Here is a 16,956-nt window from a genome sequence, read left to right as displayed (position 1 = left end):
CTTTAGCTCTTCAAAAAAAAAATAATATGAAAAACGCGTATGTCATTCTTCTTTCCATTTTCGCTTTAAGCGCTATGCAGGCACAAGAAAACAAATTTAATTTGATTGTTGGAACTTATACCAATACTTGTGACAGCAAAGGAATTTATGTTTATGATTTTAATTCGAACACTGCTCAATCGCATTTAAAAAACACTTCTGAAAAAATTGTAAATCCTAGTTATTTGACAGTTTCAGGAGATGGCAAATTTATCTATTCTGCAAATGAGGATGGTCAGAAAAGTACGGTGAGTTCTTTTAAATTTAACCATACAACGGGAAAATTAGACTTTATTAATTCTCAAAATTCAAAAGGAGCCGATCCTTGTTATATCATCAATGATGACAAAAACGTTATTGTAGCCAATTATTCCGGCGGGAATATTTCGGTTTTTGGTAAAAATAGTGACGGAAGCATAACCGAAGCTAAACAAGTGGTACAACATTTTGGAAAAGGAATTAACGCCAAAAGACAAGAGAGTCCGCACGTGCACATGGTTTATTTTTCACCGGATAAAAAATATATTTTGTCCAATGATTTAGGAAAAGACTATGTGTATTTATATCAATACAATCCAAATTCGGCTAGTGAAGTATTAAAAATCAAGGATAGTGTTGCCGTTAAAGCAGGGAGTGGACCACGACATTTAACCTTCAGTAAAGACGGGAAATTTGTTTATGTATTAGAGGAATTAGATGGCACTTTGACAACATTTAGTTATGCTAACGGAATGTTGAAAAAATTGGACGAAACTTCGATTATAGCAAAAGATTTCAAAGGGGATATTGGTTCGGCAGCTATCCGTATTTCGCCAGACGGAAAATTTCTATATGCCACAAATCGAGGAACGGCAAATGATATTTCGATTTTCAAAATTCTAAAAAACGGGAAATTAGAATCAAAAGGACGAACCACTACCTTGGGGAAAGGTCCTCGTGATTTCGCCATTGATCCAACAGGAAATTTTCTTTTGGTTGCGCATCAATATACAAATGATGTAGTGATTTTTAAAAGAGATAAAATCACGGGAAGCCTTACAGATACGGGAAAGAGGATTACTTTGTGTTCGCCGGTTTGTCTGGTTTTTACGAAGATTTGATTTGATAACCGCAGATTCGCAGATTTTAAATTAGTGTAAAAATCTGCGAATCTGCAACTATCTTTTTTATTTTTTATCCTTGCGTTTCTTGGCTTGGTTTTTCAACATATTTCTATTGACAGAACCGTGTGTTTTCTTTTTGGTTACTCCAGGACCTCCTAAATTGACTTTTTTATTCTTTTTACTTTTCTCTTGAAATGCTCCATCACCATCCAGTTTTGCTTTCTTCATCAAAAACTTAATTGGCTGTCTGTCTTTTTCGGGTTCGATTAGTTTTGATGAAATTTCGACTTCCACAGGAAAATCTTGGATTTCTAATTCCATATTCATCAACAATTCCACACCAATTTTGAAATCTTCTTCACGAGGCGTGATAAAACTTATGGCGGTTCCGGTGGCATCGGCACGACCGGTTCGACCAATACGGTGCATATATAATTCTGGAAATTCGGGAACTTCAAAGTTGATAACGTGCGTAATATTGGAAATATCCAAACCTCTCGCCATAATATCCGTGGTGATTAGACCACGAAGATTCCCTTCTTGGAAAGAAGCCATCGTGCTCAAACGATAATTCTGGGATTTATTCGAGTGGATTACTCCAAATTGACCGTCGAAATCTTCTTCGATTCGTTCGTGAAGCATATCCGAAATCCTTTTGTTGTTCACGAAAACCAAGACACGACTCATACTCTCGTCATTTTGCAACAAATGCTTCAACAAATTGACTTTTGTGTTGAAATTGGGAACGTTATAGGTAATTTGGGTGATATTTTCCAATGGTGTGCCCGAAGCGGAAAGTGTGACTTCTTCCGGATAATCGAAAAAGTCATTCAACACAGCATCCACTTCATCCGTCATTGTTGCTGAAAAAAGGATGTTTTGACGCTTGGTTTTCATCATTGCCAACAAGGAAGTCAACTGGGTGCGAAATCCTAAATTGAGCATTTCATCGAATTCGTCAATGACTAATTTTTGGGTTTCATCAAATCGAATGTAATTGTCCAATGCCAAATCCATTGTTCTTCCAGGGGTTCCTACAAGAATGTCGATTCCTTCAAAAACGGCTTTTTTTTGTGTATTGATGTTCACGCCACCAAAAACACCGAGAGTACGAACCGACATATATTTGGTCAGTTTTTCGACTTCCTCGACTACTTGAACTACTAATTCACGAGTGGGAACCAAAATAACAATTTTTGGAGTATGCGTAGGCGTGAACTTGTATAATTTCAATAAAGGTAATAGGTAAGCAAATGTTTTACCTGTTCCAGTTTGTGCAATTCCCATCATGTCACGGCCAGACATAATCACCGAAAAAGATTTTTCCTGAATGGGAGTTGGCGTTACAAATCCTAATTCGTCGATTGCTTTTTGTACTGATTTTGGAAGATTGAATTGTTCGAAAGTGGTCATAAAACGTAAATTTTGTGCAAAGGTACGGTTTTTTTAAGGATAGTGGTGTTTGCAATTATAGTGTCCTCATTTTTAGCTGATAAAGCAAGAAAGAGTATTTTCTATGCAAAACGTTTAGCCTTAAAACCAACTTGGGAATGACCAGAAATTTTCATTTTATTTATTTGACCAGTCTAATTTTTTTATTTAAATTTTATGTCCCATAATAAAGAAAGCGAATAAATCCAGAAGTAATTACCTTGATCAAAGCTTATTTCTTGGTGGGTAACTCCAAATTGTGTTCCCCAAGCGTTTCGCTTATTGGAGGAAGTGAAATAATAGGAAAGATTGACTTTCTGTGATTTTAGGTCGACAATTGTTGCTTCATTTCCACTAAAATCAAACTGGTTAATTTCGGGCGAAAATCCCATACCATAAGAAATTCCCACATAATTTTCTGCATCACTTTGGTATTTTCGGTATGTTAAAGTGCCTGATTTACTGATTCCAGAGTCTCCCGGAGTTAAATAAGTGCGAAATGACCAATAACTATTTCCATTATACCAGCCTATAGAACCGGTATAGATATTCGTTGTAGTAGTGTATTTTAAAGTTCGGAATCCAAGAGAAGCTTCAAAACTTTTTGGCAACGACTTGTACAATTCCGCACCATATTTTATGTCTGGAAACAGAAAAGAATTTGATAAACCAATATTAAGATAGGCGTAGAATCCTTTTGAAATTTTAGGGTACAAATCAACTTCAAATTGCTTTCCATTTTCATTGAATCGTCTGTTAAAATTCACACTCCCAATGATGCTTCCATATTTTGTTTGTCGGCTGTATTTTAGGGTATAATATTGCATTGGATCAAAGACTTTCGAATACAAATCCACGGCTGTTTTAATTCCAATGGAATTTTGTCTAAGTGCTTTGTTTAAACTGACTTTATAGTCTTTGGCATTTTGATCGTCTGGGTTTTTATCCAATACGGATTGAATCGTACTTAATGCTTCCAGCGGATTATTTGTTTTTTCTTGCGCACTTGCCTTCAAGTAGACTATTTCGGCATCAGCGGGGAAAATTTTTAAGGCTTCAGTCGTCATTTCCAAAGCGATAAATGGCATATCTCCCCATAATTCATTTTTAATTGCTGCAATCCAGGTGTCTTTTATTTTGGAATCTTTCTCTAAAATATAGGCAAACTCCTTTCTTGCTTTTTTATAATCTCCATCCCAAGAATAGGTGGTTGCCAAAAAAGAACGAATATCGTGATAGTCAGGATATTTTGTCAAAATAAACAGCAAAGTGTCTTGTGCCTGTTTGCGGTGCTGGTTGAAAGCTAAATTACGCGCAGTTTCGAAAGAAGTGTCCGGATTTCCATTGTAAATCTTTTCTTGGCTAAACATTTGAGAGACACATAAAAATGCCAATATAAAAGAAAACTTAATAATTATTTTTGAAATCATGCTTTTAAGGATTTTTTAAAAGTTAAATAGATTTTATTCTCAGGATATAATTTCAAAAGAGTACCTATGATTTTATTTGCATTGTCAAGATCATTCATTCTTTTGTAGGTCTCCGCCAGTTTATAATTAATCTCAGGGTTTTTAATTCCATTATCGATTGCTTTTTGGGCTATTGCGATTTCCTTTCCATTCTGGTTTGACCACCAATAAACATCCATTAGGGCTAAATAACCATCATTTTCGAAAGGAGTTCTTTTGATCGCATTTAACAATTCGGATTCGGCACCCTTATAATTTCTTCCCCAAGCCAGTATTCTCCCTTTTAGAGTTCGTACTTCGGAATAATTAGGTTGCTCATTTAAAATAAAATCACACAATAATCTTGCTTTTTTGTAGTCTTTCTTAATCGCTAAATCCCTGGCTACAATAAAAGTTTGGTCAAAATTTAATCCTTTGGATAATTCATTTATTATTGCCAGCTCTTCTTTTGAAAATTGAACAGCTGGTTTAGTATAGATATTCAAAGAATTGGGGATGATTTTGTTCTTTTTGGTTAAATAGACATTTAATTTTTTAAAATTGTTCAAGGAGTCTGAGATGGTTTTTAACATAGCATCATCATTAACTTTATTAATTTCAAAATCCGGATTTATTTTAAATAACTCGCCGTCAGAATACAAATAGTTTTTATAAATATAATCGTTAATGCTCCCTTTGCTTCGCATCAATGGGATACTGTGAATATTTCTAAATTGTCTCGCCGTATCTAGTCCCTGGGCTAGCCAAGGTGTTTTTTCCGGTTTGTTGAATTTGTAGTTGTTCATCAAAAAAGAAACTAAACTGGGTGTCACATCAGAATGTGAAGAGATGGATTTGAATTTTGCGGGTTTCTTCAACATGGGGCTAAAAATATACAATGGCACATGAAAGCGGCATAATTTATCCTTCTGCGCTACCGGTATCAGCCTGTGATCTCCCGTAATGATAAAAATGGTGTTGTTATATTCCGGCCTTTTGGCGTAAGCCTCCATAAAGTCTTTAATGGAATTATCGGCATAATGAATGGCAGCAAAAATATCTTTGTAGGTGTTTATTTCATTTTTTTCAACGCCTAAAGATTGATTTGAATTTAAAATACTGTCCACCTTTTTTAAATACTCTTTTTTTGATGGAAAATCAAAGGGTTCATGAGTCGAAAGAGTCATTATGATATCCAATCGGGGCTTTTTTTTGCCATCTAAATCGGACAATGTCTTTTTGAAGATTTCAGCATCGGGATATCCCCAGGAAAAGCCTCCGGAATTTTCCTTTGTTTTAACATAGCCTGGTCCAAATTTATTTACGTCTATGACATTATCAATCCCATTGTATTCCAAAAAATTAATTTTCCTGTCAAAACTTGAATCATCCCCGCAATAATAGGAAGTGGTGTATTCATTTGCTTTCAAAACACTGATAAGGGAAATATGAGATGGCAAAGGATTTAATTCCAGGAAACCCTTTTCTCCAAAGGGTAACGATCCCAACAATGATGGTGCTACGCCAAAGGTTCTTCCTGCATTACTCACGAAATTTTCCCAATACAGTGATTTTGGGATCAAGGAATCAAGGTAAGGCGTAAATCCTCTATAAGCGTTTTCTCCAATAAATTCACTGCCTAATCCTTCTACAATGATGAATACGATATTTGGCTTTTCGTCGTGAATTTCAAAAAAAGGAGCTAATACGTCTTTTGTATCCTTAAAAGGTTTCAACAAAGGATATTCCTTTTTATAGACGATATTGTCAATATTGGTTAGATTTTTATCATTTTGAATTCGTATGATGTCGCTAGTCAAAAAATACATCTTGTTTTGATATATAGCATCAGACACATCAGGAAGAATAAGCTTTAAACCACCAAGAAGAATTACTGAAAAGCCTGAAATAATATAAATTTGTCGCTTATTTGTGTACCTATTAAAAATGGTATTGATGCCCAGGTAAAGCATTGGGAACATAATGAAAGGTAAAAAATATAAATACGAAAATGATACGGAAGCAGTGACTGTAGTATACATATCACTTGTAGAATATCCCATGATATCTGCTCCCAGATTTATGAGAGTGGTAAGGCTATATTTTACTAAGGCAAATTGTCCTATTACGATTAAAGAAAACAGCACTTTAATTACAAGTTTATCCCAAGGTTTTTTAATAAAAACACTTGCCAGATATAAAGGCAAAAACAATAAGCCAATAACTAATCCAGTCCAAAAATCATTGAGTAATTTATATGCCAAAGTGGTTCCAATGTGCTGCATTTCCAACCCATTTGATGCCGTGGCGTAAATTTCAAAAAAGCTTATCAACCAAAATGTAGCTACCAACGAAAAAGTTAAATAGATGTATATATAACCGTTATTGAAAAAAGACCCTGTTTTCATTTTTTTCATACTTAAATTTCTTAGGCTTTAGACATACCTTTTCTGGTCATCTCTCCCCATTTCTTTTTTTTGTTAAAATAGTAATCTATATTTCCTCTAATTGCCGCATATAAAATAAATGGGTGATTAACAAAAGGTTCCAAAAGAGCGGTAATAATTAATTTAAAACCCGTACCCTTCTTTTTATATTGATGATAAGTGAGTTCTTCTGAAATAATGGCCACTATCGAAAACAGGATTATAAACAAATAAGCTAAAATAATAAAGGAGAGTGCATAATCCCATCTCACTTCCTTAAACGCTATAAGAATTCCAAAATATAGTATCCCAACAACTTCTATAACTGGTGCCATTCTTTCGAAAAAAAACCAATAAGGATAACTTAAAAGTCCCAAGAATTTGTATTTTGGATTAAATCCGATTTTTCGATGTTTTCTCAGCGTTTCGATAGTACCACGAGTCCATCTGTTTCTTTGGGAAATAAATGTTTTATAATTGTCAGGAGCTTCTGTCCAACAAAGGGGGTCGGGAATATAGGCCACCTTATATTTTTGTTTTTGCTCTTCCATATATCCTCTCATTCTCACAACAAGCTCCATATCCTCTCCTACGGTATTTATGTCGTAGCCACCTACTTCAATTGCAATTTTTTTATCAAACAAACCAAAAGCACCCGAAATCACCAACAAACCATTGAGCCTGCTCCAGGCCATTCTCCCCAATAAAAAAGCTCTTATGTATTCTAGAATTTGTCCTTTTTCAAGCATTTTTCCAGGTAAGTTCACATCGAGTAACTTTCCATCTTTAATACTACATGAATTCGCGATTCGTATAACCCCTCCGGCAGCTATTACCTTGGTATCTGTTGTCTCTAAAAAAGGTTTTATCATTTTTTGAAGTGCATCTTCCAACAATAAACAATCTACATCTATGCAAGCAACATATTTGTTGTTACTTATATTCAGTCCCATATTCAAAGCATCTGCTTTTCCTCCATTTTCTTTATCAACCACAATCAGTTTTTCAAATGCAGGATTGGTTGATTTATAAACACCTTTTCTCAGTGGTTTTGTTTGAATTTGTTCATTGATAAGGTAATCTGCCTGAATGAGTTCATAGGCTTTGATAAGCTTATCCAGACTATCATCTTTACTCCCGTCATTTATAATAATCACATCATAATTCGCGTAATGGTTCGATAATAAGGATCGTACATTTTCTATGATATTTAAGCTTTCATTATAGGCTGGGGCAATAATTGAAATGGAAGGAGAAATAGTTGAAGATAATATTTCATTGTAATTAACAAAGCTATTTTTTTTCATATAATCAACCGTTTCAATAACAGAAATCACGGCTAATATGATATAGGATACTATTATGGCTAAAGTATATATAAAAAATAAATAACGAATTATAAGTATTATAATTTGTATTGTATTCATAATTAATTATTTTCTATGAATTTAACAATTTTTATGAATTCAGGCTCTGATGACATATTCTTGGTAATATTGAATGTATCAATATTAAGAACTTTCAAAATTTTCAGTGCCAAGAGTTTAATTTCAAAATTTTCGTGGTGGATATGTTCCAGTAAAAAAGGTTCATCACTGCTCTCATATATGTTTTCCATTATTTTAAAAAAGGCAATTTGTTCCTCTTTACTGCGTTCATTAAAATTACTTTTTAAAACCTTCTTGGCTTCTGTGACATTCAAATGACCTAACACATAAATTACATCAACTCTGATCTCCTCGTTCTTATGGTCCAGCAGGTCAATAAGCTCATCCTTTGCCTCAAACTGATTGTAAATTTCAGCAAGTTTTAAAGCAAAAATAACTACAGAATCATTTGAAGACTTCAACCATGGTTTGATATCAGGAATTTGCTGATCATCAAATTTTTGAAGCACTTCCAATAATTGAATCTGGTCCCACTCTGATAAGGGGGTTTGTAAAACATCCAAAAATTCAAGTCCCTTGAAATAAAACAAATTAACCAAGTACAATTGCATTTCTTTACGAACTTCTCTTTTAGGATGGTTTATATTAGTCATAACTACATTATGAACTTTCTTTACATGAAATTGCGTAAGTTCTCTGATTCCTTTAGCAACAACATCCCATTTTTTACTTCTCAGTTTAGATAATGCATAAGTTATAAGTCCGGTTTGAAAATAGAGTTTTTCAATAGATTCAGCCATTTCTCCGGATATTTCATTTCTTAATTTCAACAATGTTGAAATTACAATCTTTCTTTTATATGGGTCAGCTATATAATTTTTTAATTCGTTGATGATTAATTGTTGTTCTGAACTGATTTCTTCCCCTTCATTTCCAGCATACAAATAGGTTATAAGATAGGATTCATATTTCTTTTGATATATTGCCTCGACTCTTTCATTATATCTCAAATGGCTTCTTAAATATTTCAGGTAAATTATTAAAAGGGAAATAAATACAAGGAAAACACCACTTATGATCCATGCCAATTGGATAATGGGTGGTGTTTGTTTGAAATATTCAATAAAATATTGATTTTTGTTCATATTACTTACCTCGAGGAATTTATTTAAAATATTAAAGCAACAATCTTTTTACCCTAATTACCAATTCATTGGGACTAAAAGGTTTGCTCATAAAATCAGTAGCTCCCAAATTAAAGGCTTTAAGTACTATTTCCTCCTGTCCGGCTGCTGAAAAAACAATAATGGGAGTTTGCCTATTTAATTTGTTTCTTACATGACTAATTACTTCTAATCCGCTGATAAAAGGCATCATAATGTCAGTCAAAATCAAATCGGGATTGTGTTTTTCTATTAATTCAATTGCTTCCTTTCCGTCTAAAGCAATTAGGAGTTTATATCCTTCTTTTTCCAGTCTGAACTTCAGTAATAATGAAAGAATTGAATTATCTTCTGCTAGAACAATTTTTTTTGCATCACTCATTGTTTGATGATTTTAGTTCTGGTAATAATTAAATACTCAATTTATGTTCATCCAGTATTCTTATTTTGAACAACTGTAGTATTGGAGATTTATGTATCAAATATAATATAAAATATTTTACAAACAATCGATGAAATACAAAAAAACTGACAAAATGCATAATTTATTTTATAAATAAATAAATAAATAAATAAATAAATAAATAAATAAATAAATACTTATTATTTATAAGTATTAAAAAATAATTTTAGTCCAAGACTTTACTAGTTTTAAAAAGGAAGAAATAAGTGTTTTAGGTTGATAAAAAAATTAGAATTTCTCAAAAACTCCTAAACCAAATAGTGCAAAGTCGTATTTTACCGGGTCATTAGAATCTAGAAGCCTTAATTGAGAATCTAATTCCAGTAAAGCTTTTCCGTCGTTTTGTTTTCGGGTGAGCAAACCCAATTTCCTAGCCACATTTCCCGAATGAACATCGAGCGGGCAAGATAGGAGTGAAGGCGAAATGCTTTTCCAAATTCCTAAATCGACGCCTTTGCTGTCTTGGCGACAAAACCACCGCAGCATCATGTTAATTCTTTTTGCCGCCGAACCTTTTAAAGGGTCAGAAATGTGTTTCTCGGTTCGATATTGATGTGGAATTTCGAAGAATAGTTGTTTGAATTCGGAGATGTTTTTTTGTAAACTGTTTTCTTCTTGGTATTTTGAAAACACAGCCTCAAGTCCGTCGTGGTTTATGTAAATGTTTTGCAAACCTTTTATAAAACTGGAGAAATCCTGTCCGTTGAACGTGCGGTGGACAAAGGATTCCAGTCGTTCCAAATCGTCTTCGGTATGCGACATCACAAAGTCGTAAGGTGCATTTCCCATGAAATCCATCATTTGGTGTGAATTTTTCACAATCATTTTTCGGTTGCCCCAAGCTATTGTTGCGCTCAAAAAACCAGCAATTTCGATATCCTCTTTTTGCGAAAACAAATGCGGAATTTGGATGGGGTCACTTTCGATGAAATTGGGATTGTTGTACAATTCAACCTTATCGTCGAGGAAGGATTTGAGTTCGGATAAATTCATAATTGGTACACGGATGTTATGGATTTGCTTCTCTCGACTGCGCTCGAGATGACAAAAAAACACTGATTTAAACGGATTTTATTTCTGATTACTGGTAACCGAACACTGCTTACAGGCCACTAATTTGCCCGTCCACCATCACTAATTTTCTGTCGGCCATATTGGCCAATTCCTCGTTATGAGTCACTATTACAAAGGTTTGTCCAAATTCGTCCCGTAATTTAAAAAATAATTGGTGCAGGTTTTCGGCTGAATGGGTGTCGAGATTTCCTGAAGGTTCATCGGCAAAAATGACGGATGGTTTGTTGATTAAAGCTCTAGCAACTGCTACACGTTGTTGTTCTCCGCCAGAAAGTTCGTTGGGTTTGTGGTTTATTCTATGCGAAAGTCCGAGATAATCCAAAAGTTTTTTTGCTTCGATTTCAGTTTCGTGTCGGGATTTATTGGCAATGAAAGCAGGAATGCAAACATTTTCCAATGCCGTGAATTCAGGTAATAATTGGTGGAATTGGAAGATAAAACCTAAATTCAAGTTTCTGAATTTGGATAAGGTTTTGTCATTCATGGTCAAAATATCCTGATTGTTGATGCGTAATTCTACTCCGTTTTCTGTGTTTACTCCCCCTTCGGGGATTGGGGGGCTTGGTTTGTCCAATGTTCCGAGAATTTGCAAAAGTGTTGTTTTTCCGGCACCTGAAGCACCCACGATGGAAACGATTTCTCCTTTTTGGATGTGTAAATCAACTCCTTTTAGCACATGAAGTTGGTCGTAATATTTATGGATGTTTTTTGCGTGAATCATTATTGGAACAGTTTCCACAAAGAAACAAAGATTTTAGGTATTTTTTCGAAAAAATATTTGATGTGTTTTATTTATTCAAGCTTTAATCTTTTTTATTCTTGGAACAAAAATCCCAATCCCATACTTTTTAACATTTTTTTTGAAAACGGGAAGAAGAATTTTGATTGACCAAAAAGATAGCCAAAGAACATTAATAAGAAAGGATATAAGGGTAAAACCAAAAGTATTAAAACTAGATAATAAAGAATCCAATGGGTGTTTTCATTGTTTATGCCAAAATAACTCATCGCAAAACCAGAAATTTTTGCAGATAAAGAACCATTTATGGCAAAAACCACAAAAATAATAACAAATTGAAAATTGGAAGTAATTCCCCAACGTTTTTTTAAATTCCCCATCTTGCTTTGAAATGACTACAAAGGTAGTAACATTATCTCATTGGAACATAGCCATCGAGATTTTGTTTGTAGGTGTTTTGGAAATAAATCATATAATTATATATCAAATAATTCACTTCATAACCATAGTCAACATTAGGATCATAATTGATGGTCATTTCATATAAATTGGGACTATATCGATGAGGTTGCATAACACGATTATTCCATTCGCTGACATAAATTCTGTTTTTGCTTTCTAAATAGGATTGTGAATGATAACTTCGAGGATATGCTCTTGTGGCGAGCCAAGTGCTAAAACCTGGATCAATAATAATGACTTCATATTGCAGTTCGTCATTGGCAATTCGAACGGTATCTTTCTGGGTGGACAATGGTTTGTCTGTGCTTGTTATGGTTGACTTTGAAGTTGTGCAACCAATAATAGCAAAGAAAACAAAAGCTATTATGTAAGCAGTATTTTTCATGGTAAAAATATGAATTATAAAGTTACGAAAATAAAGAATTGATTATTACGTTTTTAACATAAAAAAAGAGGCTGTCTTTTGGGGGCAACCTCTTACTTGTTATTGTTCAATTCAGAATGTCTAACCTAACAAACTGATTATTTGTTGTGCTAATTCTGTTCCAATTCTATCTTGAGCTTCTCCGGTTGCAGCTCCAATGTGTGGTGTCATAGAAATTTTTGGATGCATCAAAATCGCCATTTCTGGAGTTGGTTCGTTTTCAAAAACGTCCAATCCGGCAAATAAAACTTTTCCGCTATCCAATGCTTTTACCAATGCCACTTCATCAATAACGCCGCCACGAGCACAGTTTACAATGCCCACGCCGTCTTTCATAATTGCTAATTCCTTCTCACTTATGATATAACCATCTTGGGCAGGAACGTGCAACGTGATAAAATCGGCTTCTTTGAATAATGATTCCAATGGTTGTGAAACGATTGTAGTTGTGATGGATTGTCCGTCAAAAAATTCCACTTTTACGTCTACTTTTGGGATAAACATATCAGCAGCAATTACTTTCATTCCCAAACCAAGGGCCATTTTTGCCGTAGCTTGACCAATACGTCCTATTCCAACAATTCCAAGGGTTTTTCCTCTTAATTCGATTCCGTTTGCATACGCTTTTTTCAAGCCGTCAAAATTGGTATCGCCTTCAAGAGGCATATTTCTGTTAGAATCATGCAAGAAACGAACCCCTGAAAACAAATGGGCAAAAACTAATTCTGCCACAGATTCTGATGAGGAAGCCGGTGTGTTGATTACGTGAATCCCTTTGCTTTTCGCATAATCAACATCGATATTGTCCATTCCAACACCACCACGACCGATAATTTTTAGTCCCGGACAGGCATCTATAATATCTTTACGAACTTTGGTTGCACTTCGCACCAATACTACGCTTACGTTGTTTTCGTTTACGAAATTAGCCACTTGTTCTTGCGCCACTTTTGTTGTTATAACTTCAAATCCATCTTTTTCTAAAGCTAGAATTCCACTTTTTGAAATCCCGTCATTGGCCAATACTTTCATTTTTTTTTTAAATTTAAAGATTGAATAATTTAAAAATTTAAAGATTCAATCTGGATTATTTTAATGTAGAAGTTGAGTGATAAAATTGATTTTTTTCAAATCTTTTAATCATTCAATCTTTGAATCTTTAAATTATTTTTTCTAGTTCTTTCATCACGTCCACCAAAACTTGCACACTTTCCAATGGCAAGGCATTGTACATTGACGCTCTGAAACCACCTACTGAACGGTGTCCAGGCAATCCAATGATTCCGGCTTCTTTCAACATTGCGTTGAAAGTATCGGCGTGTAATGGATCATTCAACAAGAAAGTCGCATTCATATTCGAACGGTCTTCAACAACTGCAGCTCCTTTGAATAATGGATTTCTATCAATTTCTGCATAAAGCAAAGCTGCTTTTGCATTGTTTATTTTTTCAATTGCGGCAATTCCACCTAGGTTTTTCAACCATTTTAATGTCAATAAAGAAGCATAAACTGAAAAAACAGGAGGTGTATTGTACATACTTTCTGCTTTAATATGTTTTGCATAATCCAACATACTTGGAATGTTACGACCGTTTTTGCCAAGAATTTCTTCTTTAATTACTACTAAAGTTGTTCCTGCTGGACCCATATTTTTTTGTGCGCCGGCATAAATAATGTCAAATTTGGAAAAATCCAAGACTCTTGAAAAGATGTCAGAACTCATATCGCAAACCATTGGCATATCCAAATTTGGAAATTCCTTCATTTGAGTTCCAAAAATAGTGTTGTTGCTCGTGCAGTGAAAATAATCTGCATCTGCCGGAACAGTGTAGCCTTTAGGCACATAATTGTAATTTTCGTCTTTAGAAGAAGCAACAATAACCGTTTCTCCAAAAAATTTGGCTTCTTTAATTGCTGCACTTGCCCAAGTTCCCGAGTCAAGATAAGCCGCTTTTCCGTTTTCCTTCATTAAATTATAAGGAGCCATCAAGAATTCTAAACTAGCTCCGCCAGCAAGAAAAAGAGCTTGATAACCTTTGCCTTCCAGTCCTAAAAGTTCAATTGCCAATGCACGTGCTTCGTCCATAACAGCAACGAAGTCTTTACTTCGGTGCGAAATTTCTAAAATAGACAAGCCAGAATTATTAAAATTTAATATCGCTTGAGCCGATTTTTCAAAAACTTCTTGTGGTAAAATACAAGGTCCTGCGCTGTAGTTGTGTTTTTTCATGGTGTAGTTTATATCCAAAAAATTAAGTTGCAAATTTCGGAAATCAGAGTTGAATAAGCGTTAAATAATTCGGAATAATTTCCCAATTTTATTCTATATTGTTAACAAAAACGATATAGTATCTACATTATCTGCATAATCCCATAAATTTGGTTTTTGTGTTTCTCCAAAATCAATACTGTTTTCTATGAGATTATTGCTTACGATGCATTGAATTTGCTCGCTTTCTGATTGCAACCGAATTTGCAAATCTTCGATTGAATCATAAAATTCGTAAAAAACACTTGAAATTGGAGAGGCATAACTCATGTCCTCTTTTAATGTCAAAAAACCATTGTCCAATAATTTGTAATTGCTCATCAAGAAAACTGCCTTGTTGTAATCATAATTATTAGCATATTTTTCATAATGAATGACATCTTGGTACTCAAAAATAGCTTCAAAAAAAGCATTAAACGAATAGCCTTTTGGAACAAAAAGTTTGGAAACATTGCGGCATCCCAATCCAAAATACCTGAAAATATCTTCGCCCAAAGCGATTAATTGTTCCTTGGTTTCTTTTCCGTTTAAGATAGCAACCGAATTTCTGTTTTTTCGGATGATACTCGGCTTGTCCTTGAAATAATATTCAAAATAACGCGCCGTATTGTTGCTTCCAGTTGCGATAACGGCATCGAAATTTTCTAATTTTCCTTCGACAAAAGTGATTTTATTGGAAAATTCAGGTTCAACTGCGATTAAATATTTCGCCAAGAAAGGCAACAAAAACTGGTCGTTTGATGATGTTTTTATTAAGACGTTGTGACCAGAAATTAAAACCGACAAGAAATCATGAAATCCAACTAGCGGAATGTTTCCGGCAAGAATGAGACCTGCATTTTTACAATTTGTTGCTTTGTCACCCTGAGCGCAGTCGAAGGGAAGATTATATGCAGAAAGCCATTTATCCAAGTTTTCTTCAGTCAAGGCTGTTGCCCAAGATTGAATGGAAAAATGGACATTTTCCGGAGTGTACCAACCGTTGTGTGATTGCGAGAGTTGGATTAAATTAACAAAATCATCAAAAAACAAATCGTTGTACAAAACAGCGGGATTTTTGACATTTTCTTCTTCAGAAAACTGGCTTAAAAATTTCTCTAATTCAATAAAATATCTTTTTTTGTTGTTTTCGAACATAAGTAATTTGTATATGAAAAGTTTTGATTGTAATATTGTGCAAAAATAAGCTATAATAAGTTATAGACAATAGATATTAAAAAATAGACTTTAGACAAAAGATTTTAGTTACATTTATATCTAGTAAAAAAATTATAAATCTAATCCCGATAGCTATCGGGACATAAATCCTTAATTAAAATGGCAATTATAATAACAGACGAATGTATTAATTGTGGTGCTTGTGAACCAGAATGTCCAAACACTGCAATATACGAAGGAGCAGACGATTGGAGATATAAGGACGGGACAAGACTAAAAGGAAAAGTAATTTTACCTTCTGGTGAAGAAGTGGATGCAGATGCAGCCCAAACGCCAATTTCAGACGATATTTATTACATTGTTCCTGGAAAGTGTACCGAGTGTAAAGGTTTTCACGACGAGCCACAATGTGCCGCCGTTTGTCCGGTGGATTGCTGTATTCCAGATGAAAATCACGTAGAGACCGAAGAGACGTTATTGAACAGAAAAGCTTTTATGCATAATGAATAAATTCATAAAAATTCGCATAAAAAAATCCTGAGTGAATAGCTCAGGATTTTTTGCTTTATATGACTTCTTACTGTTTGATAATAGTATAAGTTGTAACAGTTACTTTATCGGTTTTGTCATCGTATGTTTCTAAAACCAGATTTCCATTGGCATCAAAATAGCCAAACGAGGTATTGTTTTTTGTTTTATAAATATAATTATTATTTGATGTTTTTCTTAAAATTGCCGCTTTTTTACCTTCAGGAAAAAACATGGTATAACCCCCTTGATCAGCGGTAACCTGATATTTTTTTCCATTTAAATTATAATAGGCAGATCTGTCTACATCAATTACTCTTGTAATACCGTTTGCAGTAATTTCGGTGGTTTTAGTTACTTGAACAGGAGTTTCTTTCATTTCTTTATTCAAAACATTAGAATCGGCATCTTTTAATTCGATATGTTGAACCTCTTGAACTTCTTGGGTTTTTATTGTTTTTTTTTCTCCTTCAGAATCTTTCACTGTTGTAACAGTGGTTTTGACTTCTGATTTCACATTCTTATTTTGTGCTTGAATATTTAATGAAAATAAAAAAGCAGCCATTCCTAAAATTATAGTTTTCATAATATTTAATTTAAAAATTAACATACTACAAATTTAGGCTTTAAAAGTTGTACAATTATTTTAAATCGTTACATAATTCACATGTTATAAAATTGATTTGCAAGTAATTATATAAAAAAATTACAATCTGAAAAAAAAATTAAATTTCATCTGTATTATGGACATAAATGGAAGTAATAATTGATTTGATCTGAAAAAGCCATTCAGTTTATTATCAAAAGTGTATTAAACTACATAGCTGTCCGAACAAATAAG

Annotated in this window: 16 protein-coding genes; 2 read left to right on the top strand and 14 right to left on the bottom strand. The window is 33.9% G+C overall.

Annotated features, from left to right (window positions below):
- Positions 1-26 precede the first annotated feature (26 nt).
- Positions 27-1,139 carry a lactonase family protein gene (locus B2145_RS04645; protein ID WP_291098902.1) on the top strand — a complete coding sequence of 371 codons (1,113 nt, stop codon included), beginning with the start codon at positions 27-29 and terminating at the stop codon, positions 1,137-1,139.
- A gap of 66 nt (positions 1,140-1,205) precedes the next feature.
- Here B2145_RS04645 and B2145_RS04640 read toward each other — a convergent pair whose 3' ends face one another.
- From B2145_RS04640 to B2145_RS04580, 13 genes are all read right to left on the bottom strand, one after another.
- Positions 1,206-2,555 carry a DEAD/DEAH box helicase gene (locus tag B2145_RS04640; RefSeq protein WP_291098899.1) on the bottom strand — a complete coding sequence of 450 codons (1,350 nt, stop codon included), beginning with the start codon at positions 2,553-2,555 and terminating at the stop codon, positions 1,206-1,208.
- A gap of 182 nt (positions 2,556-2,737) precedes the next feature.
- The gene (locus B2145_RS04635; RefSeq protein ID WP_291098896.1) at positions 2,738-4,003 is read right to left on the bottom strand and encodes a YaiO family outer membrane beta-barrel protein; all 1,266 of its coding nucleotides are present in this window, start codon (positions 4,001-4,003) and stop codon (positions 2,738-2,740) included.
- The gene (locus B2145_RS04630; RefSeq protein WP_291098893.1) at positions 4,000-6,429 is read right to left on the bottom strand and encodes a sulfatase-like hydrolase/transferase; all 2,430 of its coding nucleotides are present in this window, start codon (positions 6,427-6,429) and stop codon (positions 4,000-4,002) included. Before B2145_RS04630 ends, B2145_RS04635 begins: the two co-directional genes overlap by 4 nt.
- A 20-nt stretch (positions 6,430-6,449) precedes the next feature.
- Positions 6,450-7,874: a glycosyltransferase family 2 protein gene (locus B2145_RS04625; RefSeq protein WP_291098889.1), complete on the bottom strand. Its 1,425-nt coding sequence runs from the start codon at positions 7,872-7,874 to the stop codon at positions 6,450-6,452.
- Positions 7,875-7,876: 2 nt separating this feature from the next.
- On the bottom strand, positions 7,877-8,980 hold the full coding sequence (locus B2145_RS04620; protein WP_291098883.1) for a hypothetical protein: 1,104 nt from the start codon (positions 8,978-8,980) through the stop codon (positions 7,877-7,879).
- Between the two features lie 31 nt (positions 8,981-9,011).
- Entirely contained in the window at positions 9,012-9,380 is a 369-nt protein-coding gene (locus tag B2145_RS04615; RefSeq protein WP_291098880.1) for a response regulator transcription factor, read from the bottom strand.
- A gap of 309 nt (positions 9,381-9,689) precedes the next feature.
- On the bottom strand, positions 9,690-10,454 hold the full coding sequence (locus tag B2145_RS04610; protein WP_291098877.1) for a TIGR02757 family protein: 765 nt from the start codon (positions 10,452-10,454) through the stop codon (positions 9,690-9,692).
- Between the two features lie 109 nt (positions 10,455-10,563).
- Positions 10,564-11,256: an ABC transporter ATP-binding protein gene (locus B2145_RS04605; RefSeq protein ID WP_291098874.1), complete on the bottom strand. Its 693-nt coding sequence runs from the start codon at positions 11,254-11,256 to the stop codon at positions 10,564-10,566.
- A gap of 92 nt (positions 11,257-11,348) precedes the next feature.
- The gene (locus B2145_RS04600) at positions 11,349-11,654 is read right to left on the bottom strand and encodes a DUF6787 family protein (protein WP_291098870.1); all 306 of its coding nucleotides are present in this window, start codon (positions 11,652-11,654) and stop codon (positions 11,349-11,351) included.
- 32 nt (positions 11,655-11,686) lie between these two features.
- Positions 11,687-12,121, bottom strand: a complete 435-nt coding sequence (locus B2145_RS04595) for a DUF6146 family protein (protein WP_291098867.1) — start codon at positions 12,119-12,121, stop codon at positions 11,687-11,689.
- 120 nt (positions 12,122-12,241) lie between these two features.
- On the bottom strand, positions 12,242-13,192 hold the full coding sequence (locus B2145_RS04590; RefSeq protein WP_291098864.1) for a D-2-hydroxyacid dehydrogenase: 951 nt from the start codon (positions 13,190-13,192) through the stop codon (positions 12,242-12,244).
- Between the two features lie 127 nt (positions 13,193-13,319).
- Positions 13,320-14,390, bottom strand: a complete 1,071-nt coding sequence (gene serC / locus B2145_RS04585; protein ID WP_291098861.1) for a 3-phosphoserine/phosphohydroxythreonine transaminase — start codon at positions 14,388-14,390, stop codon at positions 13,320-13,322.
- 93 nt (positions 14,391-14,483) lie between these two features.
- Entirely contained in the window at positions 14,484-15,566 is a 1,083-nt protein-coding gene (locus B2145_RS04580) for an acyl-CoA reductase (RefSeq protein ID WP_291098858.1), read from the bottom strand.
- 180 nt (positions 15,567-15,746) lie between these two features.
- Between B2145_RS04580 and B2145_RS04575 the strand changes: the two genes are divergently transcribed.
- A complete protein-coding gene (locus B2145_RS04575) occupies positions 15,747-16,097 on the top strand; it encodes a 4Fe-4S dicluster domain-containing protein (RefSeq protein ID WP_291098855.1) in 351 nt (116 codons plus the stop codon).
- Positions 16,098-16,164: 67 nt separating this feature from the next.
- Here the strand turns inward: B2145_RS04575 and B2145_RS04570 are convergent, their stop codons facing one another.
- A complete protein-coding gene (locus B2145_RS04570) occupies positions 16,165-16,701 on the bottom strand; it encodes a hypothetical protein (protein ID WP_291098853.1) in 537 nt (178 codons plus the stop codon).
- Positions 16,702-16,956: the final 255 nt, after the last annotated feature.

Source organism: Flavobacterium sp. UBA5153 (genome assembly GCA_002413745.1).
Classification (GTDB): Bacteria; Bacteroidota; Bacteroidia; order Flavobacteriales; family Flavobacteriaceae; genus Flavobacterium.
The sequence above is the reverse complement of the archived record's forward strand: the minus strand, read 5'-3'. Positions and strand labels throughout refer to the sequence as shown.